At 70.9% G+C, this 26,634-nt stretch carries 23 protein-coding genes; 13 read left to right on the forward strand and 10 right to left on the reverse strand.

Annotation, left to right across the window (positions count from 1 at the left end; genetic code table 11):
- Positions 1-56 precede the first annotated feature (56 nt).
- On the forward strand, positions 57-428 hold the full coding sequence (locus EV385_RS04790) for a VOC family protein (RefSeq protein ID WP_130508351.1): 372 nt from the start codon (positions 57-59) through the stop codon (positions 426-428).
- Positions 429-682: 254 nt separating this feature from the next.
- The gene (locus tag EV385_RS04795; protein ID WP_130508352.1) at positions 683-1,816 is read left to right on the forward strand and encodes a glycosyltransferase; all 1,134 of its coding nucleotides are present in this window, start codon (positions 683-685) and stop codon (positions 1,814-1,816) included.
- 146 nt (positions 1,817-1,962) lie between these two features.
- On the opposite strand, the gene EV385_RS04800 is transcribed toward EV385_RS04795, so the two are convergent.
- From EV385_RS04800 to EV385_RS35600, 5 genes are all read right to left on the reverse strand, one after another.
- A complete protein-coding gene (locus EV385_RS04800) occupies positions 1,963-2,985 on the reverse strand; it encodes an amidohydrolase family protein (protein WP_130508353.1) in 1,023 nt (340 codons plus the stop codon).
- Positions 2,982-4,211, reverse strand: a complete 1,230-nt coding sequence (gene kynU / locus EV385_RS04805) for a kynureninase (RefSeq protein WP_130508354.1) — start codon at positions 4,209-4,211, stop codon at positions 2,982-2,984. The genes EV385_RS04800 and kynU overlap by 4 nt, the downstream gene beginning before the upstream one ends.
- A complete protein-coding gene (gene kynA / locus EV385_RS04810; RefSeq protein WP_130508355.1) occupies positions 4,208-5,083 on the reverse strand; it encodes a tryptophan 2,3-dioxygenase in 876 nt (291 codons plus the stop codon). The genes kynU and kynA overlap by 4 nt, the downstream gene beginning before the upstream one ends.
- Positions 5,084-5,157: 74 nt before the next feature.
- Positions 5,158-5,601: a YchJ family protein gene (locus EV385_RS04815; RefSeq protein WP_165449392.1), complete on the reverse strand. Its 444-nt coding sequence runs from the start codon at positions 5,599-5,601 to the stop codon at positions 5,158-5,160.
- An 87-nt stretch (positions 5,602-5,688) separates the two neighbouring features.
- Complete coding sequence (locus tag EV385_RS35600; protein ID WP_130508357.1) at positions 5,689-6,195, reverse strand: methyl-accepting chemotaxis protein; 507 nt, start codon at positions 6,193-6,195, stop codon at positions 5,689-5,691.
- Positions 6,196-6,382: 187 nt separating this feature from the next.
- On the opposite strand from EV385_RS35600, the gene EV385_RS04825 reads away from it, so the two are divergent.
- The 6 genes from EV385_RS04825 to EV385_RS04850 all read left to right on the forward strand — a co-directional run bounded on the left by EV385_RS04825 (position 6,383) and on the right by EV385_RS04850 (position 15,484).
- Entirely contained in the window at positions 6,383-7,429 is a 1,047-nt protein-coding gene (locus EV385_RS04825) for a LacI family DNA-binding transcriptional regulator (RefSeq protein WP_130508358.1), read from the forward strand.
- A gap of 241 nt (positions 7,430-7,670) precedes the next feature.
- A complete protein-coding gene (locus EV385_RS04830; protein ID WP_130508359.1) occupies positions 7,671-9,020 on the forward strand; it encodes an ABC transporter substrate-binding protein in 1,350 nt (449 codons plus the stop codon).
- Positions 9,021-9,022: 2 nt separating this feature from the next.
- On the forward strand, positions 9,023-9,910 hold the full coding sequence (locus EV385_RS04835) for a carbohydrate ABC transporter permease (RefSeq protein WP_242624705.1): 888 nt from the start codon (positions 9,023-9,025) through the stop codon (positions 9,908-9,910).
- Between the two features lie 10 nt (positions 9,911-9,920).
- A complete protein-coding gene (locus tag EV385_RS04840; protein ID WP_130508360.1) occupies positions 9,921-10,871 on the forward strand; it encodes a carbohydrate ABC transporter permease in 951 nt (316 codons plus the stop codon).
- A gap of 27 nt (positions 10,872-10,898) precedes the next feature.
- Positions 10,899-12,500, forward strand: a complete 1,602-nt coding sequence (locus EV385_RS04845; protein WP_242624706.1) for a glycoside hydrolase family 13 protein — start codon at positions 10,899-10,901, stop codon at positions 12,498-12,500.
- A 14-nt stretch (positions 12,501-12,514) separates the two neighbouring features.
- A complete protein-coding gene (locus EV385_RS04850) occupies positions 12,515-15,484 on the forward strand; it encodes a discoidin domain-containing protein (RefSeq protein ID WP_130508361.1) in 2,970 nt (989 codons plus the stop codon).
- A gap of 26 nt (positions 15,485-15,510) precedes the next feature.
- Here the strand turns inward: EV385_RS04850 and EV385_RS34245 are convergent, their stop codons facing one another.
- The 3 genes from EV385_RS34245 to EV385_RS04870 all read right to left on the reverse strand — a co-directional run bounded on the left by EV385_RS34245 (position 15,511) and on the right by EV385_RS04870 (position 20,089).
- Positions 15,511-16,647, reverse strand: a complete 1,137-nt coding sequence (locus EV385_RS34245) for a glycoside hydrolase family 26 protein (RefSeq protein ID WP_207229749.1) — start codon at positions 16,645-16,647, stop codon at positions 15,511-15,513.
- A gap of 382 nt (positions 16,648-17,029) precedes the next feature.
- Entirely contained in the window at positions 17,030-18,937 is a 1,908-nt protein-coding gene (locus EV385_RS04865; protein ID WP_130508364.1) for a PAS domain S-box protein, read from the reverse strand.
- A gap of 78 nt (positions 18,938-19,015) precedes the next feature.
- Complete coding sequence (locus EV385_RS04870) at positions 19,016-20,089, reverse strand: alkene reductase (RefSeq protein WP_130508365.1); 1,074 nt, start codon at positions 20,087-20,089, stop codon at positions 19,016-19,018.
- Between the two features lie 152 nt (positions 20,090-20,241).
- Here EV385_RS04870 and EV385_RS04875 point away from each other — a divergent pair, with 152 nt between their 5' ends.
- Positions 20,242-20,607: a MerR family transcriptional regulator gene (locus EV385_RS04875; RefSeq protein ID WP_130508366.1), complete on the forward strand. Its 366-nt coding sequence runs from the start codon at positions 20,242-20,244 to the stop codon at positions 20,605-20,607.
- Positions 20,608-20,610: 3 nt separating this feature from the next.
- Here the strand turns inward: EV385_RS04875 and EV385_RS33770 are convergent, their stop codons facing one another.
- Together EV385_RS33770 and EV385_RS04885 are read right to left on the reverse strand one after the other, a co-directional pair.
- Positions 20,611-21,318 (reverse strand): hypothetical protein, encoded by a 708-nt coding sequence (locus EV385_RS33770; RefSeq protein ID WP_165449394.1) that lies wholly within the window; start codon positions 21,316-21,318, stop codon positions 20,611-20,613.
- Positions 21,319-21,424: 106 nt separating this feature from the next.
- Positions 21,425-22,015, reverse strand: a complete 591-nt coding sequence (locus EV385_RS04885; RefSeq protein ID WP_130508368.1) for a GNAT family N-acetyltransferase — start codon at positions 22,013-22,015, stop codon at positions 21,425-21,427.
- 276 nt (positions 22,016-22,291) lie between these two features.
- Between EV385_RS04885 and EV385_RS04890 the strand changes: the two genes are divergently transcribed.
- From EV385_RS04890 to EV385_RS04905, 4 genes are all read left to right on the forward strand, one after another.
- Positions 22,292-23,938 (forward strand): RICIN domain-containing protein, encoded by a 1,647-nt coding sequence (locus EV385_RS04890; protein WP_130508369.1) that lies wholly within the window; start codon positions 22,292-22,294, stop codon positions 23,936-23,938.
- A gap of 140 nt (positions 23,939-24,078) precedes the next feature.
- Positions 24,079-24,957, forward strand: a complete 879-nt coding sequence (locus EV385_RS04895; protein ID WP_130508370.1) for a helix-turn-helix domain-containing protein — start codon at positions 24,079-24,081, stop codon at positions 24,955-24,957.
- Between the two features lie 18 nt (positions 24,958-24,975).
- Entirely contained in the window at positions 24,976-25,194 is a 219-nt protein-coding gene (locus EV385_RS04900; RefSeq protein ID WP_130508371.1) for a DUF397 domain-containing protein, read from the forward strand.
- A 5-nt stretch (positions 25,195-25,199) separates the two neighbouring features.
- Positions 25,200-26,411 carry an MFS transporter gene (locus EV385_RS04905; protein ID WP_130508372.1) on the forward strand — a complete coding sequence of 404 codons (1,212 nt, stop codon included), beginning with the start codon at positions 25,200-25,202 and terminating at the stop codon, positions 26,409-26,411.
- Positions 26,412-26,634 lie beyond the last annotated feature (223 nt).

The raw sequence follows: 26,634 nt of genomic DNA on the forward strand, positions 1-26,634 counted from the left end.
CAGGATCGGCGATGTCGGCGACGAACGGCGTCGCCCGTCGGAGAAAGGTCCCCGGCATGTCGGGAATCGCCACCCTGGCCATGATCAACATTGACGCCGCAGACCCGGCGGCGCTCGCCTCCTTCTACTCCCGGCTCCTCGGCTGGGAGGTCGTGCACAGCGCGGACGACTACGCGATGGTCAGCGACGGCACGATGAGTATCGGGTTCGGACGGCTGCCCGGCTACGCGGGGCCCGGCTGGCCGGGCGAGACCACCCCGAAGCGCTTCCACCTCGACCTGTACGTCGACGACCTGGACAAGGCCGAGGAGCAGGCGCTCGCGCTCGGCGCCAGCAAGCCCGACGCGCAGCCGGAGCCGCAGCGGTGGCGGGTGCTGCTCGACCCGGGCGGCCACCCGTTCGACCTCTGCGCGCGGCCACAGGGCTAGGCCGGCAGGCGGTCCGTGCGGCGAACAAGACCGGGGCAACCCGGTCCGGCCGGTTTCCGCGAACGAGCCGGAACCCGCGTCCCGCTTGTTACCGTCGCCGAGGGACCGAGGACGTGTGCCCGTTCCACATGCCCTCGTGACCCGCGGTCCGCACGGTACTCCCGGTCATGCCGGAACCGGCCGGTTCGTTGTCGCGAGGTGGACCGCGCCCATCCGTGCTGCGGGGAGGCAGCCGCCGAGCAGGGAGGCCGGTCATGCCCGCGCAGACCTTGCGGCTGGTGCCGCCGCCGGTCCGGCTTGCCGACGCGCCCGCACCGAGCTGGGCGCAGATCGCCCGGCTCACCGACGACACGGGTCTGCTCGGGCACGCCCACACCGCGATCGCCCGCCGCGAGTACGGCTACCGCGTGGCCGACGCGGCCCGCGCCCTGCTCGTGGCGAGCCGCGACCCGCGCCCGAGCGCTCAGCTGGTCGGCCTGACCGAACGCTATCTCGCCTTCCTCCTGCACGCGCAGGCCCCGGACGGCGCGTTCCGCGGTCGCCTCGGCTACGACCGGCACTGGCTCGACGAGCCGTCGACCGGCGAACCGTGGGGCCACGCGATGTGGGGCCTGGGCACCGCCGCGGCCCGCAGTCCGGTGCCGTGGATCCGCCAGGGCGCCCAGGACGCGTTCCGATTGGGCGCGGACCTGCGCTCGCCTCAACCGCGAGCCATGGCACTCGCCGGGCTGGGCGCCGCCGAGATGCTGCGCGCCGACCCGCGCGCCACCGCTGCGGCGGACCTGCTGGCCGACGCCGCGACCGTGGTCGGCCTGCCCGGCGGGGACCCGTCGTGGGCGTGGCCGGAACCCGAGCTGACAGCCGCGAATCCGGCCCTGGCCGAGGTCGTCGTCGCGGCCGGTGACCTGCTCGGCGACGAGGCCCTGCTCGCCGAGGGCCTACGGATGCTCGCCTGGCTGTGCGACATCCAGGACCACGACGGACACCTGTCCCCGGTCCCGGTCGGCGGCCTGCGCCCCGGGGCACCGGGCGGCGGAACCGCACACGCCGCCCACCCACCGGCCGCGCCCGGCGCCCAGCTTCCGGCCGAGGTCGCCGCCACCGCGGACGCCTGCGCCACCGCCGTGGCCGTGACCGGCGACGACCGCTGGGACGTCCCGCTGTTCCAGGCCGTCACGTGGTTCCTCGGCGCCAACGACGCCGGCAAGGTGATGTACGACCCGCTGACCGGCGGCGGATACGACGCCCTGACCCCGGCAGGCCCGGATCACCACCAGGGCGCCGAGGCCACCCTCGCGCTGCTGTCGATCCTCCAGCACGCCCGGGCGCTGGCGGCCCGCCAACCACGCGACGGCCGGACCGTGACGCCCTCCCGCCGCCGGGGCTGACGGCCGAACCCGCCCGGCTACCCGCCCGGCTACCCGGCCGAGCCCGCGCCACGGCACGGCCAGCCCGGCCAGCACCTGCGTGAACGACGTGGCCGGACGCCCGGTGAGCCGCGGCACCGCCGGGTCCACGGCGGCCAGTTCCACCTTCATTCGCGGGGCCGTACCTCGGGGCCGACCACCCGCGCGGTGGCCAGCACGTCGGCGAAGGTGTCCGGGTCGAGGCCCAGGCCACCGGGGATCCAGCAGGGCTCGGCGGCCGGGGCCGTCATCGCGGTCAGGATGTCGTCCGGGCTCATCCCGGCCCGCTGCAGGGCCCGGAGCTCGCGCGGGTTGACCGCGAGCGGCAGCGGGCCGTTGCCGAGATCCGTACCGTAGCGGACCGTGCCGCCCTGGCTCAGGAAGGCGCGCAGGTTGCCGATCGCGGTCTCCTGGGCCGGGTCGGGCGACCCCCACCCGTGGATGTCCAGGGTGCTGATCCAGGTCATCCGCGCCGCGCAGTCGCGTACCAGCCCCGCGTCGAGCGCCTCCGTCCACGGCGTGTGGGCCAGCACCCCGGCCCCGGCCCGGTACGCGGCCGCGACCGTACCCGGCCCTTCGGCGTGCGCGACCACCGGCAGGCCGAACCCGCCGGCCGCGTCGACCAGCGCCGTCAGCGTCGCCGGCGACGGCATCGGCCCTCCGGCGTGCAGCGTGACCTTGATCAGCGTGGCCCCGCCCGCGTGCGCCTCCCCCACGGCCTCGGCCGCGTCGGCCGGTGAGCGCACCTCCCGCCAACTTCCCGGCGGCGCCCACGGCCGGTCGCTGGGATACCCGCCCGGTGCGGTCAGGAACGGCCCGGCGTGGCGGATCCGGGGCAGGCCGGAGCCGGGCCGCGCGGCCCGGTCGGCGAGCGCGGCGACCGCCGCCGGTACGCCACCCAGGTCCCAGACCGCCGCGATCCCGCCCGCCCGGACGGCGCCGAGGTCGACCAGCGCCGAGTGCGCGTGCGCGTCGCAGAGCCCGGGCAGCAGGGTCCCGGGCAGCCGCCGGCGGTCCGCGCCCGACGGCACCCGCGCGGCGGGCACCGCTGCGACCGGCACCCCGTCGTGCAGCTCCAACGCCTCCCCGTGCCGCAGCCGCCCGTCCCACCACAGCGATTCGGCCACCAGCCATTCGGTACCCGGGTTCATCGCTGCTTTTCGAGCAGGGAGCGCAGTACGGACAGGCCGCGGTACACCTCGGCGAAGCTCGTGCTCAGCGGTGCGGGCCCGATCCTGATGCCGTCGGGGCGGCGGTAGTCCGGGATCACCCCCTGCCCCCACAGCGCGTCCAGCAGCTGCTCGAATCCGGGCCGGCACAGCGTGACGTGGCCGCCCCGCCGGTGTGCCTCGCGGGGGCTGACCACCTCGACGCCCAGCGGCGCGAGCCAGCGGTCGGCCAGTTCCAGCACGTACCCGGTGAGCTGCACCGACTTGGCCCGGACCGCGGCGATGCCGGCGTCGGCCAGCAGGTCGAGGTTGGCGTGCAGCGGCACCATGGCCAGGATCGGCGGGGTGCCGCTGAGCAGGGCGCGGGCGCCCGGCGCCGGTTCGAAGCCGGGTCCCATGTGGAAGGAGGCGCGGTGGCCCATCCAGCCCCAGATCGGCTGGCGCAGCCGGTCCTGCAGGTCGCGGCGCAGGTAGGCGAAGGCGGGCGCGCCGGGCCCGCCGTTCAGATACTTGTACGTGCACCCCACGGCGAGGTCGGCGTGCCACGCGTCCAGTTCGACCGGAACGCTGCCGACGGAGTGGCTGAGGTCCCACATCGTCAGCGCCCCGGCGGCGTGCGCGATCCGGTTGATCTCCGCGGCGTCCGCCAGCCACCCCGACCGGTACGCGACGTGGCTGAACAGCACCAGCGCGGTGTCGCCGCCGACCGCGGCGGCGACCTGCCCCGGGTGGATGCCGGTGGCGGGGTCGGTCTCGATCCAGACCAGCTCCAGCCCGCGTTCGGCGGCGATGCCCTCCAGCACGTACCGGTCGGTGGGGAAGTTGTCGGTGTCCAGGACGACCCGGCGGCGGCCGGGCTGGGCGTCGACGGCGGCGCGGGCCAGCTTGTACAGCAGCACGGTGGTGGAGTCGGCGATCACCACCTGGCCGGGGCCGGCGCCGAGGGCGACCGCGCCGAGCCGGTCGCCGAGGACCTGGGGCCATTCCAGCCAGCCGTCGGTCCAGCCACGGATGAGCCGCCCGGCCCACTGTTCACGGACGAACGACTCCATCAGCCGGGCGGTTGCCTCCAGGGGCCGGCCCAGCGAGTTGCCGTCGAGGTAGGAGATGACGTCGTGGCCGTCGGGGGTGACGAAGCGGGCGCGCAGGGGTGCCAGGGGGTCCGCCGCGTCGAGGGCTTCGGCGCGGGCGAGCAGGTCGTCGGTCATGGGGCGTCGTTCCCGCCGGATACGCCGATCTCCGTGCGCACCGCGTACAGCTCCGGGAAGAAGGTCAGGTCGAGCGCCCTGCGCAGGAACGCGACCCCGCTGGAGCCGCCGGTGCCGCGCTTGTAGCCGATGGTGCGTTCGACGGTCTTGAGGTGCCGGAACCGCCAGTACTGGAAGTTCTCCTCCAGGTCGACGAGTTCCTCGCAGGCCTCGTAGGCCTCCCAGTGCTGCCCCGCGTTTTCGTAGATGTTGACGAACACCGGCACCAGTTCGGGATGCATCTGGTAGCCCTCGGTGACGTCGCGTTCCAGGATCGTCGCGGGCACCTCGTGGCCGCGCCGGGCGAGCAGGCGCAGGAACTCGTCGTACACGGTGGGCGTTTCCAGGGCCTCGGTGAGCATCGCCTGGGCGGCCGGGTCGTGGTCGAAGACCGACAGCATCGCCCGGTCCTTGTTGCCGAGGGTGAATTCGATCGCCCGGTACTGGTACGACTGGAAGCCCGACGAGGTGCCCAGGAAGCTGCGGAACTCGGCGTACTCGGTCGGGGTCAGGGTGGCCAGCACCGACCACTGTTCGGTGAGGCAGTGCTGGATGTGTTTGACCCGGGCCAGGCCCTTCAGGGCGGGGCGCAGCTCGTCGGCGGCCAGCCGGCGCTGCACCTCGCGCAGCTCGTGCAGGATCAGCTTGAGCCACAGCTCGGAGGTCTGGTGCTGCAGGATGAACAGCAGCTCGTCGTGGTGCACGGGCTCGCTGACGGGGTGCTGCGCGGACAGGATCTCATCCAGGTGCAGGTACTTGCCGTACGAGAGGTTGACCTTGAAGTCGCGGACGATCTCGTCCTCGAGTGGTCGCTCGTGGCTGCGCGTCGACATTGACGGCTCCTCGTTGTGCTGATCCTTGTCGTGCTGACGATCTTCTTCGCCCCAAGCTCAGCACATCACATGGTTCAGGGGTGCGCGAGGTCGCCGTCGCCGAGGACGGGACCCCAGTACACCCACTGCCCGTCGTGGCGCACGAATCGGCTGCGCTCGTGGAGCTCGCCGGGGCGGCCGTGGTCGCGGTAGTGGGCGCGGAACTCGACCACCCCCTCGGCGTCGAACAGCCCTCCCCCGCTGGTACCGAGCACGTCGAGACGTGTCCAGGTCGGGCCGGGGGCGGCCGCGACCTCGGCGGGCCGGGTGTCGGGATGCCAGGAGCGCAGCACGTACCCGTCGTCGTCGCGGGCGTATGCGCTGTACCGGGCGCGCATCACGGCCTCGGCGCCCGCCGGGGCGTGTCCGTGGTGGGCCGGGCCGCAGCACTGCGCGTACGGCAGGCCGAGCCCGCACGGGCACGGCGCGGCGTCGGCGGTCGGGCGGGGCGCGGTGTGGCGCGCGGTACGTCGAGCCATCTCCCCATCCTCGCGCATCGGCCCCGCCGGGCGACCGGGTACCGGTGATCCCGCCGGCTGCGGCGCGACAAGCGGGAAGCGCGCCGGTCAGCCGGCCTGTTGCTCGGCGACGATGCCGCTGATGATCTGCTGGCAGCGGTCCAGCTCGGCGATGAGGTGCTGCATCTCCTCGATGGCGGACACGGCGTTTTGGGTGTCCGCGCGGATGCCGCCGACCTGTCCGCCGATCTCGTTGGTGGCCGTGGCGGTCTCGTTGGCCAGGTCCTTGACCTCGCTGGCGACGACGGCGAACCCCCGGCCCGCCTCGCCGGCGCGGGCCGCCTCGATGGTCGCGTTGAGGGCGAGCAGGTTGGTCTGCTTGGCGATCGTGGCGATCAGCTGCACGACCTTGCCGATCTCGGTGCTGCTCGCGTCGAGCCGCTGGATCACGGCGACGGCCATCTCGGCCGCCTTGACGGCCTGCCTGGTGGCGGTCGCCATGGTGTTGCTGACGTCGGCGAGCCGCTGTACCGAGTCGCCGCGGCCTGCGCCGCCGTACTCGTATGTGCCCTCGTCCTGCTGTTCGTCAGTGGCGGTGATGTCCCAGTCGGTCATGCTTAGCGACCATCCCTTCCCCCTGGTCCCAACATCGCACCCCGACCGGGGCAAGCGCACCATTTTGGCCTGATTCGTGGCACTCGTCGAATCCGCGGACTCCCGGGCGACCGCTCACCGGCCGCGACTGCAAGACCCGACCACCCTTGCTGCAAGAATTTCAAGAATCCGACGTACGATTGCGCGCGTGACCAAGCGTCTCGCCGAGGTGGCGAAGAAGGCGGGCGTCAGCGAGGCGACCGTCAGCCGGGTGCTCAACGGGCGCAGCGGGGTCTCCGCGGCGACCCGGACCTCCGTACTGACCGCGCTCGACGTGCTGGGCTACGAGCGACCGACGAAGCTGCGCGGGGAGCGTGGCCGCCTCGTCGGCCTGGTCCTGCCGGAACTGCAGAACCCGATCTTCCCGGCCCTGGCCGAGGTGGTGACCGCGTCGCTGGCGCAGCGCGGCTTCACCCCGGCCCTGTGCGCGCGCACGATCGGCGGCGTCCCGGAACGCGACTACATCGAGATGCTGCTCGACCACCAGGTCTCCGGGGTGGTCTTCGCGGGCGGCGCGTACGCGCTGGCCGAGGCCGAACACGGCCACTACCGGCAACTGCGGGAGCGGCGCATGCCCGTGGTCATGGTCAACGCGGGCGTGCCGGGGCTGGGCTTCCCGCACATCTCCACGGACGACGCGGTCGCGGTCGAGCAGGCGTACGGTCATCTGCGCTCGCTCGGCCACGAGCGGATCGGCCTGGTCACCGGGCCGCAGGATCATGTGCCGTCGCGCCGCAAGTTGGCGGCCGTGTCGGCCGTGGCGGGCTGGTCCGAGGCCGACCGTGACGCGCTGGTGGAGCGCACGACCTTCTCCATGGAGAGCGCCCGGCTGGCCGCGACCCGGCTGATGCAGCGCGGCGCGACCGGCCTGATCTGCGCCAGTGACGTGCTGGCGCTGGGTTCCATCCGGGCCGCGCGGCGGCTGGGGCTGGCCGTGCCGGACGACGTCTCGGTCGTGGGCTTCGACGACAGCGCGCTGATGACCTGCACCGATCCGCCGTTGACGACGGTGCGCCAGCCGATCGAGCTGATGGGCCAGGCCGCCGTGGACGTCCTGGTGCACCAGATCGAGGGCGGCGCGGCCAGCACGGACGAGCTGCTGTTCGAGCCGGAGCTGGTGGTGCGCGGCTCCACCGGCCGGGCACCGGCGCGCGTTCCCGCGACAGCCACCGGGCCGCGGCCCGGGACGGTCTGACGCCCCGGGGGCAGGCCCCGCAGCGCAGGACATTCATCGACGCCGAAGGGCGGGCCGATCCGGCCCGCCCTTCACTGCTTCCCGGCCCTCGTTGCAGTCGTGTTTTTTCTTCTTCTGATCCGATTCTTGCGGAGTTCAGTTCGCCTTTGTATCGTCATCGCCACGAAACATACGGGGCTTCGAACCCCCGTCCCCTCCACATCCCCACGCCTCACCCACCCCTGCGAAAGGGCGATGTCATATGTCCACGTTCACGCTGCGCGCCGCGCTCGGGCTGCTGCTCGCCGCCGGTGTCTGCCTGTCCGCCGCCGGATGCGGTGACGACGACGCCCCCGCCACGAAGGACGGCAAGGTCACTCTCGTGATCAACGGCCTGCCCCCGGCCACCGAGAAGGCCAACCACGACCGGTTCCTGGCCAACGTCGCCGAGTTCGAGAAGGCGAACCCGGACATCACGATCGACGCCCGCGAGGGCAAGATGGACCCGCAGACCTTCCCCGCCAAGCTGGCGGGCGGCCAGCTCGAAGACGTCTTCTACGTCTACTTCACCGACCCGGCCGGGCTGATCGCCAAGCACCAGGTCTCCGACGTCAGCAAGTACCTCAAGGACTTCCCGGCCACCAGCCAGATCAAGCCCGAGGTGTTGCGGGTCTTCCAAGACGGCAAGGGCGGCACGTACGGCCTGCCGTACAAGAACTACTCGATGGGTCTGCTCTACAACCGCGACCTGTTCACCAAGGCCGGGCTGGACCCGAACGCCCCACCCGCGACCTGGGCCGACCTGCGCACGGCCGCCAAGAAGATCGCCGATCTCGGCGCCGGACACGTCGGGTACGGCGACTACAGCAAGAGCAACACCGGCGGCTGGCACTTCACCACGGAGCTCTACTCGCTCGGCGGCGACGTCGCCGTCAACGACGGTGGCACCTGGAAGGCCGCCTTCAACACCGCACCGGGCCGCCAGGTCCTGCAGCAGCTCAAGGACATGCGCTGGACGGACAACTCGATGGGCAGCAGGCAGCTGCTCGAATGGGCCGACCTGCTGCAGATGATGGGCGGCGGCAAGCTCGGCATGTACCTGGCCACCGCCGACAACATCCCCACGATCGTCAACCAGTACAAGGGCGACTACCAGACGTACGGCCTGGGGCCGATCCCGGACGGCCGGGGCACGCTGGGTGGTGGCGAGGGCTACATGTTCAAGGCGGGGCTGAGCCCCGAGAAGATCCGGGCCGGGCTGAAGTGGTTGACGTTCTGGTTCACCTCCCCCGACCGCATCGCCGCCGAGAACAAGTGGGCCAGCGAGACCAAGCAGCCCGTCGGCCTGCCCGAACCCGCCATCTACACCGGCGACGCCGCCGCCAAGCAGGCCGCCGCCGACAAGCAGTACGCGAACGTCCCGCAGCAGAACTACGCGCCGTTCGTCGCAGGCCGCGTCCCGGTCAAGCTGGAACCCCCGAACGCCCAGCAGATCTACGCGGTGCTCGACGTCGCGATGCAGAAGGTGCTCACCGACCGGAACGCGAACGTCGACCAGCTCCTGACCGACGCCGAGAAGCAGGTCAACTCGATCCTGGCCGGGGTCCGGTAGCCGTGACGCAGCCGATGGCCCGCCTGCGCCGCAAGGCCGCGGACAACCTGTTGGCGTACGCCTTCCTCGCGGCGGGCCTCGCCTGCTTCGCGCTGTTCTCCTGGTACCCGCTGGTGCGCGGCATCGTGCTGAGCTTCCAGCAGGTCAACTTCGTCACCGACCCGTGGTGGGTGGGCCTGGACAACTACCGGGCCCTCTTCGACGACCCGCTGTTCTGGACCGCCTGGCGCAACACGCTGGTCTTCACCGGCATGGCGCTCGTCCTCGGGTACGCGCTGCCGTTCGCGGTGGCCGTACTGATCAACGAGTTCCGTCATCTCACCGGGCTGTTCCGGGTGCTGGTCTACCTGCCCGTCATGCTGCCGCCGATCGTCAGCGTCCTGCTGTGGCGCTACTTCTACGACCCCGGCGACGGGCTGTTCAACACCGTCCTGCGCGGCGTGGGGCTGCCCGAGTCGCAGTGGACCCAGTCCCCGCGCACCGCGATGATCTCGCTGGTCCTGGTCTCCACCTGGGCGAACATGGGCGGCGCCACGCTGATGTACCTGGCCGCGCTGCAGGGCGTGCCCGGCGAACTGTACGAGGCGGCCGAGCTGGACGGCGCGAGCGTCTGGCAGCGGCTGCGCCACGTCACGATCCCGCAGTTGCGGTTCGTCCTGCTGGTCCTGCTGCTGCTGCAGATCATCGCGACGATGCAGGTCTTCATCGAGCCGTTCCAGCTCACCGGCACGTCCAGCCCGGACACCATCACCGTGATGGTGCTGATCTACCGGTACGCGTTCACGGTCAACAACGACTTCGGCCTGGCCGCCGCGATGAGCGTGCTGCTGTTCGGAGTGCTCGGCGCGTTCTCCGCGCTGTACCTGCGGCTGACCCGGAACGCGGACTGAGGAGCGACGCATGACCCTGACCGCCCCACCCCCCACGCGGGTCACCCCGCCCGCGACGGCTCCGGCTCGCCGGCGCCCCCGGGCATCAGGACCACGCACCCTGATCTCCGCCGCCGACCTCCACCGGCACCGCGTCGCCTACCTCGTGGTGCTCGCGCTGACCCTGGTCGCCTTCTGCCTGGTGTTCCTGTTCCCGCTGTACTGGATGGCGAGCGGCGCGCTGAAGTCACCGCAGGAGTTCGCGCAGAACCCGCCCACCCTCGTCCCGCACACCGTGCACCCCGAGACGTACGCGACCGCGTGGGACTCCATGCGGATCGGCCGGTACTTCCTCAACACGGTCGGCTACGCGCTCGGCGCCTGGCTCGTCCAGCTCACCGTCGCGGTGGCCGCCGCGTACGCGCTGTCCAAGCTGCGGCCGATGTTCGGCCGGGTCGTGCTCGGCGCCATGCTGGCCAGCCTCATGCTGCCCGCCGCCGCGCTGCTGGTCCCGGCGTACCTGACCGTCACGGACGTCCCGCTGCTGCACGTCAACCTGCTGAACACCCCGTGGGCGCTGTGGCTGCCGGCCGCCGCGAACGCCTTCAACGTGTACGTCCTCAAGCGGTTCTTCGACCAGATCCCGAACGACCTGCTGGACGCGGCCGCGATCGACGGCGCCGGGCGGCTGCGGGTGCTGTGGTCGGTCGTGCTGCCGCTGTCACGGCCGGTCCTCGGCGTCGTCTCGATCTTCGCCATCATCGGGACCTGGAAGGACTTCCTGTGGCCGCTGCTGGTGCTGCAGGACCCGGACGCGCAGACCCTGAGCGTCGCACTGAGCCGCCTGGCGAACACCAGCCAGGTGCCGCCGACACAGTTCCTGGCCGGGCTCGTCATCGCCAGCGTACCGATGATCGCCGTCTTCCTGATCTTCCAACGCAGCATCATCGGCGGCCTGTCCGCCGGCTCGCTCAAGGGCTGACCCCACCCTCCCTACCGGAGAAAGCAGGTGACCGTGGCTACCCAGTGGTGGCGCGATGCGGTGATCTACCAGATCTACCCGCGCAGCTTCGCGGACGGCGACGGCGACGGCATCGGCGACCTCGCCGGCATCCGCCGCCGCCTGGGGCACCTCGCGGACCTGGGCGTCAACGCGATCTGGATGAGTCCCTGGTATCCGTCCCCGATGGCCGACGCGGGCTACGACGTGGCCGACTTCCGGGACATCGACCCCGTCTTCGGCACCATGGCCGAGGCCCGGACCCTGATCCGCGAGGCGCACGCCGCCGGGATCCGGCTGATCGTCGACATCGTCCCGAACCACGTCTCCGCCCACCACCCGTGGTTCACGGCCGCCCTGGCCGCGCCGGACGCCCCCGAACGCGACTACTTCTGGTTCCGCCCGGGCGGGGCGGCCCCGAACTCCTGGCGCAGCGAGTTCGGCGGGCCCGCCTGGACCCGCACGGTGAGCGGCGACTGGTACCTGCACCTGTTCACGCCCGAGCAGCCCGACCTCAACTGGGACCACCCCGACGTGCGCGCCGAATTCGAGAACATCCTGCGGTTCTGGTTCGACGCCGGGGTCGACGGGATCCGGATCGACTCGGCGGCCCTGCTGCTCAAGGACCCCGCGCTGCCCGAGGTGCCGGAGCACGGACCGCACCCGTACCACGACCTCGACGGGGTGCACGACATCTACCGGTCCTGGCGGCGGGTGGCCGACGGCTACCCCGACCGGGCGCTGATCGGCGAGGTGTGGCTGCCCGACGCCGAGCGGTTCGCCCGCTACCTGCGCCCCGACGAACTGCACGCCGCCTTCAACTTCGACTTCCTCGGCTGCGCCTGGGACCCGGACCTGCTGCGCGAGTGCATCGACCGGACCCTGCACGTCCACGCCGCCGTGGGCGCCCCCGCCACCTGGGTGCTGTCCAACCACGACGTCACCCGCCACGTCACCCGGTACGGCCGCCGCGACACCACCTTCAGCTTCGCCACCAAACGCGAGGGCACCCCGGTCGACCTGGAACTCGGCACCCGCCGCGCCCGGGCCGCCGCCCTGCTGTCACTGTCGCTGCCCGGCACCGCGTACGTGTATCAGGGCGAGGAACTGGGCCTGTGGGAGCACGAGAACATCCCGCCCGGGCTGCGGCAGGACCCGATGTGGGCGCGCTCGGGCCACGGCCGCGACGGGTGCCGGGTGCCGCTGCCCTGGCACGGCGACGAGCCGCCGTTCGGCTTCTCCCCCGGCAGCACCGCCGAGCCGTGGCTGCCGCAACCGCCGGAGTGGAAGGGCCTGACCGTGGCGGCCCAGAGCGGCGACCCCAGCTCGATGCTGGAGCTGTACCGCACCGCGATCCGGCTGCGCCGGGCCGAGCCGGGCCTGCACACCCCGGCGATGACGTGGCTGCCGAGCGCGCCGGGCACGCTCGCCTACACGCGCGGGCCCGGATTCGCCTGCGTCGTCAACCTGTCCACGGCCCCGGTCGCGCTGCCGGACCACGAGACCCGCCTGCTGGCCAGCAGCCCCCTCGACGGTGACCTGCTGCCCCCGGACACCGCGGTGTGGCTGCGCCTGCGGCAGGACCGACTTCCCGATCACCTGGCCACCTGACGAAAGGGATCCCCATGGCCATCCGCCCCTCCCCCTCCCATCCCCGGCTGCGGCGCCTGCTGGCCGTCCTCGCCAGCGTCGTCGCCGCCGCATCCCTCACCGCCACGGCTCCCGCCCGCGCCGCCGAGACCAATCTGGCGGCCGGAAAGGCGTTCACCGCCAGCAGCAGTACCGAGGTCTACCAGCCGGGCAGGGCCGGCGACGGCGACGCGGACACGTACTGGGAGAGCGCCAACAACGCGTTCCCGCAGTGGATTCAGGTCGACCTCGGCTCGGCCGTCGCGCTCGACAAGGTCGTGCTGCGGCTGCCACCGGCCCCGGCATGGGCGACCCGCACCCAGACCGTGTCCTTCAGGGGCAGCACCGACGGCTCGACCTTCGCGGAGCTGAAGCCGGGCGCCGGGTACGTCTTCAACCCGGCGAGCGGCAACACGGTCACCGTCGACCTGCCCGCGACCACCACCCGCTACCTGCGGCTGACCTTCACGGCGAACACCGGCTGGCCCGCCGGTCAGCTGGCCGAGCTCGAGGTGTACGGGCCGACCACACCACCACCGACCGGCACCGACCTCGCCGCCGGCAAGCCGATCGAGGCGTCGTCCACGATGTATTCGTTCGCGGCCACCAACGCGAACGACGGCAACGTGGCGACCTACTGGGAGGGCAGCGCGTACCCGGCGAACCTCACCGTGAAGCTGGGCTCCGACGCGGTCACCAAGGCCGTCGTGGTGAAGCTGAACCCGGATCCGATCTGGGCGGCGCGCACCCAGACGTTCTCGATCCTGGGGCGGGCGCACGACGCGTCCGCGTTCACCACGCTGGTGAGATCCGCGACGTACCGCTTCGATCCGGCCTCGGGTAACACGGTCACCGTCGCGGTCAGCGCGACCGTCGCGGACGTGCGGCTCGGTTTCACCGCCAACACCGGAGCACCGAGCGGCCAGGTGGCGGAGTTCCAGGTCATCGGCACCCCGGTGCCGGAACCCGAGACCTCCGACCTGGTCGGCGCCGCCTCGTGGTCGCCGGGCAACCCGGCCGCGGGCGACCCGGTCACCTTCTCGGTGACCCTGCGCAACGCCGGGAACATCGCCTCGGCGTCCGGCGCGCACGCCGTCACGGTCACGATCCTCAACGGCTCGACCACGGTACGCACCCTGACCGGCTCGTACACCGGAACCCTGGCGCCCGGCGCCTCGGCACCGCCGATCGCGCTCGGTTCCTGGACGGCCGCCACCGGCCGGTACACCGTGCGTACCGTGATCGCGGACGACCCCGGCGAGCTGCCGGACCGCAGGGCCAACAACACCACCGAGACGCCGCTGCTGGTGGGTCGCGGTGCGAACATGCCGTACGACTCCTACGAGGCCGAGGACGGTCAGCTCGGCGGCGGCGCCCAGGTCGTCGGCCCGAACCGCACCATCGGCGACCTCGCCGGGGAGGCCTCCGGGCGGCGGGCCGTCACGCTGAACCAGATCGGCGCGTCCGTCCAGTGGACCACCAAGGCGAAGACGAACACGCTGGTCGCCCGCTTCTCCATCCCGGACGGCACAAACAGCTCGATCAACGTGTACGTCGACGGCACCCTGAACCGCACCCTGCCCCTCACCTCGAAGTACGCGTGGCTGTACGGCGAGGAGGCCAACCCGCAGAACTCGGGCACCGGCGCCCGGCACATCTACGACGAGGCCAACATCATGCTGACCGGCACCGTGGCGGCGGGCAGCACGATCCGCCTGCAGAAGGACGGCGCGAACCCCGGCCCGATCGCCATCGACTTCATCAACACCGAACAGGTCACCCCGATCGCGAACCCCGACCCGGCGAAGTACGTGGTCCCGTCCGGGTTCGACCAGCAGGCCGTGCAGGCGGCGCTGGACGCGGCCCGGATGGACACCGGCAAGACCGGGGTGTACCTGCCCGCGGGTGACTACCGCACCACGGGCAAGTTCCAGGTGTTCGGCCGGGCGATCCAGGTCGTCGGCGCGGGACCGTGGTACACCCGCTTCTCCACGCCCACCGACCAGACCGAGACCGACGCCGGGTTCTCGGCGCAGAGCGGCGCGGGCGGCTCGGCGTTCAAGAACTTCGCGTTCTTCGGCAACTACACGATCCGCCGGGACGGCCCCGGCAAGGTGTTCGACTTCAGCAACATCGCCGACATCACGATCGACAACATCTGGGCCGAGCACGTGGTGTGCCTGTACTGGGGCGCGAACACCGACCGGATGACCCTCAGCAACTCGCGGATCCGGAACACGTTCGCCGACGGCCTCAACATGACCAACGGCAGCACGGACAACCACGTGGTCAACATCGAGGCGCGGGCGACCGGCGACGACAGCTTCGCGCTGTTCTCGGCGATCGACGCGGGCGGCGCCGACGAGACCGGCAACGTGTACGAGAACCTGACCTCGATCCTGACCTGGCGCGCCGCCGGGGTCGCGGTGTACGGCGGCTACAACAACAAGTTCCGCAACATCTACATCGCCGACACGCTGGTGTACTCCGGCATCACCATCAGTTCGCTGGACTTCGGCATCCCGATGAACGGTTTCGGCGCCGACCCGCCGACCGTCTTCGACAACGTCACCATCGTCCGCGCGGGCGGGCACTTCTGGGGCGCGCAGACCTTTCCCGCGATCTGGGTGTTCTCCGCCTCGAAGGTGTTCCAGGGCATCCGGGTGAGCAATGTGGACATCATCGACCCCACGTATTCGGGCATCATGTTCCAGACCAACTACGTGGGCGGCCAACCACAGTTCCCGATCAAGGACACGACGTTCACGAACGTCACCATCACCGGCGCGCAGCGCAGCGGTGACGCGTTCGACGCCAAGTCCGGCTTCGGCATCTGGGCCAACCCGATGCCCGAGGCTGGTCAGGGCCCGGCCGTCGGCGAGGTGAGCTTCACCAACCTGCGGCTGGCGAACAACCACCGCGACATCGAGAACCCGACCACCACGTTCACGATCCGCCGCAATTGAGTACGGCGGGCCCGCAGCTTCCGTCCCTACCCGGCGAAACGGGAGCTGCGGGCCATCGCCCTGTACGCGGCCAGGCTCGTGCTGCTGGTGTCGATCCGGAAGTTGTGCGGCGCGTCATGGGTGTCGGTGTCGAACCACACGAGCCCGCCGATCTGCGGCGTCGACTTCACGTACGCGGACAGGTCGGCGATCCAGTCGGCCTTGCTGTTGCCGCCGTGGTCGATCGCCGCGGTCTCGGTGACGATGATCGGCTTCTTCCCGCCGTACGCGCTGACGACCGGCTTGAACAGGGTGCGCGGCGACTCCTTGTAGAAGTTGTAGCCCGACACCCCCACCCAGTCGACGTACGCGTCACCCGGGTAGTAGCGCTGCATCTTGTTCCACGACGTGTTGGGGCCGGAGTTCCAGTTCGGGCTCCACACCCACGCGACGTTGTCGGCGCCCTCGCGGCGGAAGATGTCGTGCATGCGCCGCCACGCCCGGATGTAGCCGGCGGTGTCCTGGCCGTTGTTCGCGCCGCCCCACTCGAACCAGTCGCCGTTCATCTCCCAGCCCCAGCGCAGCAGCACGGGCCGCTTGTGCCCGCGCAGGTCCCGCGCCGCCGACGCGATCAGCTTGTCGGATCCGCCGCCGTTGATCCGGGAGTACGGCACGCCGTGCCAGGACGCCAGCAGCGTGCTGTCGCCGATCGAGGGCCGGTGCAGCCGCTCGCCGAAGCCGTAGAAGGCGTGCACGATGCGCTGCTCGCGACCGAGCTGGCCGCGGCGCAGGGAGATGCTCGACGACAGCGAGCGGCCGCTGAGGCTCAGGTACGCGCCGAGCTTCACCTTGCCCTGCCCGAACGGCACCGGGCCGCCGAATCCCGACCGGCCCGCGGCGGCCCGGGTGCTGGGGGACGCGGACCCGGTCGGGGTGGCGGACCGGGACGGGGTGGGCTGCGCGGTCGCCGTGGCGGACGGGCTCGCGGTGGGGCTGGCGCTGCTCGCGGCGCTGGCACTGGCACTGGCGCTGGTGGCGGCACCGGCGGGGGTGGCACCCGGCGCGGGCGCCGCCTCGGCGACGCGGGAGACTCGGGAGCACGCGGCCGGGAGGGTCGCCAACGCGGCCAGCGTGAGCAGCCCACGGCGCGGAAGCCGGGGCCTGCCGGATGGTGCGGTGGTCATGGTTCTCCTCGCGTACGGGTCGTGTCCGCGGCGAAGGCTACCGGCCCGAAACGCATAAATATGTCGTGGGCAACCATTCCCCACGGCGCATTTTGCCCAAGGAACCGCATTACTCCGGGATACGACAAACCCAGATTTGAGCCGTGGTAGGGCTTTCTTGGAGAATGCCGTGCTTCGTATTTTGTGTCCGATCGGCGCCCTCGCGGGAGGGTCTGCCGCGAGCCCGCCTCGGTCGAAACGGCGAGCCGCCGTCTCCGATCAACCCACACCGGTACGTGTTCCGGCCGACGGTGCGTGGCCGGATGTCCGCACCTGGCGCCGGACCCGGCAAACCCTGGACTAGACGCCCGATTCGCGCGGTTCGCGGGGTATCCGCCGCCGGTCAGGTGTTCGCGGCGTCGGCGGTCACACCCAGTGCCTGGCGCACGGCGTCCAGCAGCTCCACCGCCGTGAACGGCTTGTGGATCAACGGAACCCCGTCCATCACCAGATGCTGCACCCTGGCCGTCTCCTCGCTGTACCCGGAGATCAACAGGATGCGGAGCCCGGGGTACTGCATGCGTACCGTCTCGGCCAGCCGGGACCCGGACATCTCCGGCATGATCACATCGGTGATCAGCAGGTCGAACGGCCGGCGGTGGATCCGGTCCAGCGCCGCCCGGCCGTGCTCGGCCTGGCTGACCTGATAGCCGTTGGTCTCCAGAATCCGTACGGCGATCCGCCGGACCTCCGGGTCGTCCTCCGCGACGAGAACGCGCCGCCCCGCACTGCCCGACGCCTGCGTGGCGGCGTCGTCCGGGGGTGCCGTGCCCGCGGTGACGGTTGGCAGGAGAATCCGGAAGGTGGTGCCGACCTGCGGTTCCGACGTCACGGAGATGTCGCCACCCGACTCGGTCACGATGGCGTACACCGTGGCCAGGCCCAGTCCCGTACCGTGCTGTTTGGCCTTGGTGGTGAAGAACGGCTCGAAGATGCGGGCGGCGACCTCCGGGGTCATGCCGGTGCCCGTGTCGCTCACCTGAAGCTGCGCGTACGAACCAGCCGGCAGCGGCGGCAGCCGGTCGGGATCGTCGTCGAGCTCGACGGGAGCGGCCTCGATGATGACCGTGCCGCCGTCCGGCATCGCGTCGCGGGCGTTGATCACCAGATTGAGCAGGATCTGCTCCATGCGCCCCCAGTCGGCACGGATGGCCAGCGGCTGCGGGGACGGGCGGGTGATCAGCTCGACGTGACCGCCGATCGTGCGGCCGAGCAGCGCCCGGGCATCCTCGATCACCGAGTCGAGGTCGATGACGTCGCCGTCGCCCGGTTCCTGCCGGGCGAACAGCAGCAGCTGCCGGGTGAGCTCGCGGGCCCGCTCGGCGCTGGCCCGGGCGCGGGTGAGGTCCTGCCGGGCGTCCGGGTCGGAGGTCTGCTCCAGCACGAAGTCGAGGTAGTTGAGATTGATCGCCAGCAGGTTGTTGAAGTCGTGTGCGACACCACCGGCGAGCTGACCGAGGGACTCCAGCCGTTCGGCGAGCGCCGAGCGTTCCATGATCTGGCGGCGTTGCTCCTCGGCGCGCTTCAGGACGGTGACGTCGCGTTCGATGCACGCGACGGCGACCACCCGGCCATGGCGGTCGCGTACCGGAGACATGCTGACGGACACGTCGACGACCGCGCCGTCCTTGCGGACCCGCCGCGCCTCGAACGCACCGGTGCCGTCGCCCCGGCGCAACGTCGCCAAGGTCTCGGGCAGCCCGTCCATTGAGTCCGGCGGATAGACGAGGGAGATCTCGCGCCCGATCGCCTCCTCGGCGGACCACCCGTACTGGCGCGTCGCGCCCTCGTTCCAGGTGGTGATGGTGCCGTCGAGGTCGGTCATGATGACCGCGTCCTCCGTCGAGTGCACGATCGCGGCGAGCGTCGACTCCTTCTCGGCCCCCCGGTGCGCCCGGCTCTCCAGAACCCCGAGCCGGTGGGCGAACGCGGCGCTGAGCACAGTCATCCCGAGGATCGCGCCCAGGCGCACGGTCTGGGCGGTGGTGCCGGCCAACCCGTGCCGCACGGTCATGACCCAGACCATCAGCAGCGCGACGAGCCCGACCACGGCCACCGCCCACGGGCGCAGCAGCGTCGCCGCCAGCACCGGCGCCATCACGACCAACCAGAAGAACACCACGTCCGGTGGGGTCAGGAAGTCGGCGACGGCCGCCACGATCGCGAGCAGGGTCGCGATCACGAGCAGCCCGGAGCGCCATCCGCTCTCCAGCGCCCCCGCACGCTGCCGCCGCACAATCCCGTACCTCATGCCCAGCCCCCGTCTGGGCCTCCCCGGGGGAAGGCCACCGCGTCTCAGAATGACACGCTGGTGGCCCCGGGACGGGCCTTATGCCGCGTGCTGGTACGTGGGGTAGGTGAGGTACCCCTCGTCGCCGCCCGCGTACCAGGTGCGCTGGTCGTCCTCGGCGATCGGCAGGCCCAGGCGGAGCCGCTCGACCAGGTCGGGGTTCGCGATGAAGGCGCGCCCGAAGCTGATCAGGTCGGCGCCCAGCGCCAGCCACCGGTCGGCGGCCGCCCGGTCCGCCTTCGTCGGCCCCATCGGGAACGCCGGATTCACGATGAGGGTGCCCGGCCAGGCCCGGCGCAGCCCGACCAGCACCTCCTCGGCCGTGGTCAGCTCCAGGTGCACGTACGCCAGTCCCAGCGGCGCCAACTGAGCCAGCAACGCCGCGTACATCTCGGGGACGTCCGTCTCCGCCGCGCCCCAGATGCCGGCGCCCGGCGAGAGCCGGATGCCCGTACGGTGCGCGCCCACCGCCTCGGCGGTCGCGACCACCGCCTCCACCGCGAACCGGATCCGGTTGGTGATCGAACCGCCGTAGCTGTCGGTGCGCTGGTTCGCCGCGCTGGAGAGGAACTGCGAGATCAGGTAGCCGTTCGCGCCGTGCAGCTCCACCCCGTCGAAGCCCGCGTCGATCGCGCGCCGGGCAGCCTCGGCGTACGAGTTCGCCTGCTCGGGCACCTCCGCGGTCTCCAGGGCGCGCGGCACCGGCGCGGGCTTGCGCCCGGTCGGGGTGAAGATCTCCCCGTCGAACGGCACCGCCGAGGGGGCGACGGGCTGGAACCCGGTCGTCTCCTCGTGCGACACCCGGCCGCCGTGCATGATCTGGGCGAAGATCCGCCCGCCGTTGGTGTGCACCGCGTCGGTGACCTGCAGCCACGACTTGACCTGCTCGTCGGTGTGCAGGCCCGGGGTGCCGGGGTTGGACTGGCCGACGGCGCTGGGCTGAACGCCTTCGGTCACGATGAGCCCCGCCGTGGCGCGCTGGGCGTAGTAGGTCGCCATCGACGGGGTCGCCAGGCCGCCCGCCGCGGCGCGGACCCGGGTGAGCGGGGCCATCACCACGCGGTTGGGCAGGACCAACTCGCCGAGCTGGAAGCGGTCGAACAGGGTCGTCATGGGTAAGTGCCTTCCAGGAGCCGCCTCGGGGCCACCGGCCCGGGTGAGCGGCCGGCGGTCACGCCCAGCGATCGGGCGTGCCGCTACGCTAGGACCTGACACTGACGTCAGATGCAAGCGTTGCGCGGCGGATCACATCCAGGGAGGCACCCATGCGGATCGGTGAGCTCGCGGAGCACGCCGGAGTCAGTGTGCGTTCGCTGCGGTACTACGAGGAGCAGGGGCTGCTCGCCAGCACCCGCACCCCCGGCGGCCAGCGCCACTACACCGAGAAGGAGATCGCCCGGGTGCGCTTCATCCAGCGCCTGTACACGGCCGGGCTCTCCAGCCGTACGATCGCCGAGCTGTTGCCGTGCGTCGACTCACCCAGTGCGGACAACGCCGACACCGCGTGGCAGCGGCTGACCGAGGAACGGGACCGGATCACCGCCAACATCGAGGAGCTCACCCGGGCCAGGGACTCGCTCGACCTGCTCATGGAGATGAACCGCCAGCACCGCGCCCGGCTCGCCGGATAGCGCTCACGGGCTGGTCGTGTAGCCCTCGATCTCCTCCAGGAACTTCCAGTCACCGGACTTCGTGCCGATCTGCACCCGGTGATCGGCCTGGGTTCTGATGCCCGTCGCCAGCTCCGGATGATTCTCCCCTTTGGCTATCAGTCGCACCTTGCCCGGGAACGAGGACAGCGCGAACAGGATGTCGTTCTGGTGCACCTGGTTCAGCATGGGAGCGGTCGCCGTCGCCCGCAGGAACGCCGAAGCCACCTCGGCACGCCCCGCATGACGGGCGGCGGTCGCCTCACCACGCGCCCGCAGGTCGCCGCTGATGAGCAGGGCGCAGGCGATCGCCACGCCGCTGCCCAGCAGTGCCGCGCTGGCGATCAGGGCGACCACGACCGCCTGACCGACCTGACCCACGACGGGCACCACGACCGCGGCCGCCGCGGACAGGGCCGCGGCGACACCGCCCACGCCGCCGACCCACTTGGTCATCGCCCGGGTGATGGCCGTCGCTCCCGACTTGATCGCCTGCACGGACGGCGGGGTGTCCGCGTTCCAGGACGCGCTGACCGCGCCTTCCCGGTCCTTGTCGTCGGCCAGCAGCTGAAGCGACATCAGCAGGGATGCGAGTCCGACCTCGCCGGCCTCCTGAGGCGAGCGCCCCCACTTGAGTTCGTCCAGCCGCGCGGCGGGCTCCGGACCCGTTCCCGCGTGATCACCACCAGCCATGTTCGCCCCCTGGTCATCGTGAGATTCACGTCCAGTGGAGCGCAGCGGCCCACGCCGGGCGCCGGAAATTCGCGTTTGCGAACGTCACCCGGCGTCGTGCGGGGGGTCAGCGTGATCCCGGAGGATCCGCCCGCCGTCTGCTTGTTCGCGCCCAGCCGTTGGAGGTGTAGATGAGTTCGGGGCCGTCGTACCCGATGGTGTCCAACTGCCGCGCGCGGCGCAGACCGATGCGCGTGACGACCTTGAGGGAGGCCGTGTTCTCGGGGCGGACCCGGGCGATGACCGTGCGGTCCGGCAGATGGGTGACCGCCCACCGCAGCACCGCGCCGGCCGCCTCGGTGGCCACGCCCTTGCCCCAGATCCGCGGATCCAGCCGGTAGAAGAGGTTGAGCACGATCCGGCCGTGCAGGCGCATCAGCTTGACGCCACAGAATCCGAGCGGATGATCGTCGGGCAGGTCCGGCGAGCCGTGGACGGTCCAGTAGCCGAAACCGTGCTGCTCCCAGTGGCCGCTCCACCGCACGAACCGGCGCTCGGCATCGGCGGGGTCGGCCAGCATGTCGGAGGGGTTGTGCGCACAGGCGCGGCGGTCGCTGTGGATCCGGTAGATGGCTTCAATATCCGTACGGGAAGGACGACGCAGCGACAGCCGCGTGGTCCACAACGCCTCATTGCTGGCGACATCACGTTCCGGCATGTACGAGACTCCTCCGTCCACCAGGCGGATGAGATTGCCCCGATCCAGTGTGCATGATCGGGGCGCACATGCGTTCTACTTCGCCACGTTCTCCGTCGGCACAATGCCGCTATTTCCCGCGAATCCGAACCAAACATCCGCTCGGAACTTGCTCTAGATCACACGTCGGACCGCGTAACTCTCATACCCGTTAATGTCTGGCGCGTTCTGTTCATCGGGGAAAGAGCGAGCCATGCCGGCAAGACGGCACGGCTCCTCCATGCAAAGGGTTCAGTGTTGAGTGAAATCCGCAAGTCTCCACAATCCTCGACCCGTCGCCGCAAGCGCGTCGCGATAGCCGGGCTGTCGGCCGTCGTGGTCGCCGGCCTGCTGGCGGGGACCACGCTGGCGCACGCGGTCGAGGGCGAGCCGGCAGCCGACGGCAAGTACGGATTCGTCGCCCACGTCCAGATCGGCGAGCCTGGAGCCGGTGGCAGGGCATGCACCGGAGCGCTCATCGCCCCCCAGTGGGTGGCGACCGCCGCGGCCTGTTTCCTCGAGCCGGGCCAGACAACCCTGCCGTTCGGGGCCCCCGGCAAGCCGACCACCGTGACCGTCGGTCGGGCGGACCTCACCACGACCGCCGGTCAGGCCGTGCGCGTTGCCGAGCTCGTCTCGCGGCCCGGCCGCGACGTCGCCCTCGCCCGGCTGGTAAGCCCGGTCACCTCCGTCCAGCCCGTGGCGATCGCCACGACCGCGCCCAGCACCGCCGACGTGCTCACCGTCGCCGGCTACGGCCGGACCAAGACCGACTGGGTACCGAACCGACTGCACACCGCCGCCTACGCGGTGACCGCGGTGGCCGGTGACACGGTGGACATCGCCCCGCAGACCCCGGCGGACAGCGGCATCTGCAAGGGCGACGCCGGTGGCCCGGCGCTGCGCGAGGCCGCGGGCAAGGTCGAGCTGGTCGCCATGCACCACAGCTCCACGCAGAGCGGCTGCCTGGGCAGCACCGAAACGCGTCAGGGCGCGGTGGAGACCCGCGTCGACGACCTCAACGACTGGATGACCACCTACATCCGGACCGGTTCCATCGGGGTGCGTAACGGCGTCAGCGGGAAATGCCTGGAGACCGACAACAACGCCGGCAACAACGGCGCCCAGATCCAGCAATGGACCTGCGGTGACCAGCTGGCCGCCAAGTGGGATCTGGAGTTCGTCGGAAAGAACGGCAGCGACCCGATCTACCGGCTGCGTCACCGTGCGCACCCGAACATGTGCGTGGAGATCCCGGACGGCTCGACGCTCAACGGCGCGGTGGCCCAGCTGTGGCAGTGCGGCGACCAGCCCGCCGCCCAGTGGACGTGGCGCCACCTCGGCGCCGGAAAGTACAACCTGATCAACGTGAAGTCCGGCAAGTGCCTCGAGGTGGACAACGGGACGTCGGCGAACGGCGCCAAGGCCCAGCAGTGGGGCTGTGGCGGCCAGGCCGCCGCGACCTGGCACCGGGACGAGACGGTCACCGTCCGCAATGGTGTCAGTGGGAAGTGCCTGGAGACCGACAACAACGCCGGCAACAACGGCGCCCAGATCCAGCAATGGACGTGCGGCGGCCAGCCGGCCGCGAACTGGAACCTGGAGTTCGTCGGCACCAGCGGCAACGACCCGATCTACCGGCTGCGTCACCGTGCGCACCCGAACATGTGCGTGGAGATCCCGGACGGCTCGACGCTCAACGGCGCGGTGGCCCAGCTGTGGCAGTGCGGCAACCAGCCCACCGCCCAGTGGACGTGGCGCCACCTCGGCGCCGGAAAGTACAACCTGATCAACGTGCTGACCGGCAAGTGCCTCGAGATGAACAACGCGACCTCGGCGAACGGCGCCAAGGCCCAGCAGTGGGGCTGCGGCGGCCAAGCCGCCGCCACCTGGTACAAGTTCTGACCGGCTGAAGCCGGGTCGGGGTCCGCGTCGGGCGACGCGGGCCCCGGTTGGTTTCACCGCAGTGCTTGACGAGGTGCCATGGAGGTTCATGGCGACTTCCACGGCTCACCAGCGTAGGGTCGTCCTCCAGGCATTCATGCATGCATGAGGGGGTCGGAGTGCCCACGGACGCATCTGCCCAGCGGCTCCGAATCGGCGCCGACCTGCGCCGCCTTCGAGAGACGGCGCAGCTCTCGGGCGAGCAAGTGGCGCGCACGCTTGGTTGGTCGCAGCCCAAGGTTTCTCGAATTGAGGCAGGGCGGACCGCGTTCACAGTCAAGGACGTGGCCAGCCTGCTGGCTCTCTACGGAACCCCGGACGACGTGCGCGCAGAGTTGCTCGGTGCTACCGCCGAGGACACCGGCGAGGGCGCATGGATCGTGCGCGCGGGTGGCTTCCCGCACCGCCAGGACTCGATCGCGTCGCTCGAGTCAGGCACCAAACGCATCCGGCATCATCAACCCGTCGTCGTGCCCGGCCTGCTGCAGACGTACGAATATGCCCGCGCGGTGGCCTCGGCCGCCGGGGCGAAAGACCCCGACGCCATCGCGGCCGCGCGCATGCGTCGCCAGGAGATGCTGGCCGCGAAGGCCGGTCCGAAGTACGAGGTGGTACTGGATGCCCGCGCCCTGCTCCTGGGCGTCGGCGACGTCGATCTGATGAAGCGTCAGCTCCATGCCGTCGCTGAGCGGGCCGAGACGCTGCGCCGGCTGGACCTGCGCGTGATCCCACTCGGTGCTGTCGTGCCAGTGTTCTCTACCGTCGGGTTCACGATCTACGAATTCCAGGCCGACGAGAGTCCCTCGGTCGCATGGATCGAGGCACCAACCGGCGACGTCTACTTCTCCGCGACCGAGGACGTGAACCGCTACGCCGCACTGTTCAAGAAGCTGCGGGGCGTTGCGCTGACCGCCGAACATTCGATTGGATACCTTCGATCGCTTGCGACTGACGTGCGGCGATACGTGGCAGTTCCATAGGTGGGGAGGCGGCTGGGAATGAACCGTCCGGACCTCGGTGCCGCTCGGTGGCGAAAGAGCAGCGTGAGTGGCGATGGCGGATGTGTCGAGGTCGCGTGCGTCAACGGTGAGGTTGGCGTCCGCGACACCAAGGATCGCGGCAGCGGCCCCGTGCTGACCTTCACTGAACGCGAGTGGGCGGCATTCCTCGCCGGCGCTCGCGCCGGCGAATTCGACATCGGGCGGCTCGCGAGCTGAGCCAGATGGCAGCGGAGGCAGCGGAGCAGCGCGCACGGGGAATCCGGCGCGCCGCTCCCCTGTTGGCTGCAACCGCAATCTCCGTCACGGGGGATGGCGCATTCCTGGCTGCCGCTCCCCTGATGGCCGCCACCCTCACCCGCGATCCCCTCGCGGTCTCCTCCGTAACTGCCGCTGTCTATGTACCGTGGCTCGTGTTCGGCCTTCCAGCGGGCGCCCTGGTCGATCGTTGGCACCGCCGGCGAGTCATGATCACGGCCGACCTCTTCCGCGCCGCAGTGCTGGCTGTGCTGGTCGGGTTGCTGCTGAGCGGCATCCTGACCCTGCCCATGCTCGTCGCGGCCGTACTTCTGGTCGGGGTTGCGCAATGCTTCTTCGACTCTGCCGCCCAGGCGGTCATTCCGACGATCGTCGGGCGTGACAAAAACGCCCTGGCAAAGGTAAACGGCAGGTACTGGGCGCTCGACACCGCCGGCCGGGCCCTGGTCGGGCCACCGTTGGGCTCGGTAACCTTCGCCCTCGGCCGTGCCCTACCCTTCGCTGCCGACTCCCTTTCCTTTGTCGCATCGGCCGCGCTGCTTCGACTGCTGCCCGGTGCTCCTCCCCCGGCCGGGCCACACGAGAGCGTTGCGGCCGCAATCCGGTCGGGGGTGCGGCATCTCGTCGGCACCCGCGACCTTCGGGCTCTCGCGCTCAGCATGGGGGCGTACAACGGGGCCTTCAACATGGCCATGGCGCCCTTCGTGCTCTATGCCACCGACGTGCTTCATGTGGCGAATGCCGCGTACGGCATCCTGCTGGCGGTGAGCGCACTCGGGGGCGTGCTGGCCGGGTGGCAGGCCGGGCCTCTCACCCGCAGACTCTCGTACGGGCAGACGATGGCCGTCGCGCATCTGCTGCAAGCCCTGACGTGGGCGGGCATAGCCTGGTCAGGCAACGCCTGGATCGCCACCGGCCTCCTGGCCGTGCTCGGTGCCGGATCATCACTGTCCAGCGTGGCCGTCGGCTCGGCACGTCAGGCGCTCACACCGGACAACCTGCTCGGCCGCGTGGTCGCGGCGTTCCGGTTGTTCGGGATTGGCGCCGCCGGGATCGGTGCGCTCATCGGCGGAGCGATCGCCAGCCATTACGGGACGGTGGCACCACTCGTTGCCGCCGCCGTTGTCGTGCTGCTGGGGAGCCTAGTGACCTGGCAGGTTACGACCCAGCAAGCCTGAACTTCCTCAACTCGCTTGGCGACACACCTGGCGCCGCCGCCATGCATGCGAGCATAGTATCCATGCACGCATGAATCGTGTGGGTCCGACCGCAGCGGAGGAGGCGGGCCATTTTGGCCGCCCCGAACACGGCGCGGATGCCGCCGGAGGAACGCGTGCTCCAAGCCACCCGCACCGAAGGGGCGATTCATGACGCTGGCAGTAGCGGTGGTGGCCGCACTGA

Source organism: Krasilnikovia cinnamomea, assembly GCF_004217545.1.
GTDB lineage: Bacteria > Actinomycetota > Actinomycetes > Mycobacteriales > Micromonosporaceae > Actinoplanes > Actinoplanes cinnamomeus.